Below are 983 nucleotides of genomic sequence, written 5' to 3'. Positions count from 1 at the left end.
GCGATCTGCGCGTTTTCCAGAATCGCGTGTTCGAAACTGAAATCATTGAAATGGCATCGATCAAAACGCGCCGATGTAAGGTTTGCGTATTGCGCACTGCATACGGAATCATAGCCAACACCACTTTCCGTAATAAAGCTGCAGCTTTCAAACACACTGGCTTGTGCATTTGCAGACATTATTGACGCGTTCTCAAACATGCAGCCTACAAAGATACACCCAACCAAGTTGCTTCGCCGAAGCTCCGTATCCGTGAACAGGCATCCCTCGAAGCGCGCGCCGCGCAGGTTTGCTCCCGTCAGATCCAGGCCAGAGAAATCGACTTCGCGGAAAACGGCCGTGGTGAAATCCGCCCCAGAAAAGATAATGTGAGACAGCGATTCCTTGTCCACCGGAGCAATCTCTCCCCGACCGACTGCATCGAGCGCCTGCGCATACCCCACATCAAGTTGCCGGGCTGTGACACTTCCCAGTCTGCTCTGCGCCAAGTCCTCCAGATACACCCGCCACCTTGGATGATTGGTGAGCGGAATATCAATGAATCGGGTGGCGTTATCACCCTGTCCAACCCGAAACTGCCGGCCATCGACCAGCAATGTGCCCTGAAGCCGTGCGCCACAGGCAACCAGGATATTCATCTCGTGAGAAATCGACTGCGAACTGATTCCAAGATTCGGCATAGTCAGAGTGCGAGCGGGGTGTTGATGAAAAATTCGAAGACAGCCGATTGATCCTCCGGGGACATGCCCGCGGTCAGGTCCTTGTCTTCGGACAGTTGTTCGGCAATGGCCTGGCGGGCACGCGTATCTGTTCGCAGGTCGTCGAACTTATTCTTGACATTCTGGCATTCGACGAGGATGCGGAAACGGTCTGGTTGACCATTACGGGCAGACACCTGAAACACCTCGCCATACTGCTTGAGCAGTGCCGTTTGCTTGGCAATTTCCTCGGGCGTTCCATATGTGCGGCCCGCAGGACATTCT

General features: G+C 54.2%; 2 protein-coding genes. Both read right to left on the bottom strand.

Features of this window, described 5'->3' with window-relative positions:
* The coding region (locus DID99_RS36710; RefSeq protein ID WP_185733886.1) for a pentapeptide repeat-containing protein at positions 1 to 638 on the bottom strand (638 nt) is incomplete at its 3' end.
* 44 nt (positions 639 to 682) lie between these two features.
* The coding region (locus DID99_RS37565; protein ID WP_185733885.1) for a hypothetical protein at positions 683 to 983 on the bottom strand (301 nt) is incomplete at its 5' end.

This window comes from Burkholderia sp. Bp8986 (assembly GCF_003854225.1).
Lineage (GTDB): Bacteria > Pseudomonadota > Gammaproteobacteria > Burkholderiales > Burkholderiaceae > Burkholderia.
The sequence above is the reverse complement of the archived record's forward strand: the minus strand, read 5'-3'. Positions and strand labels throughout refer to the sequence as shown.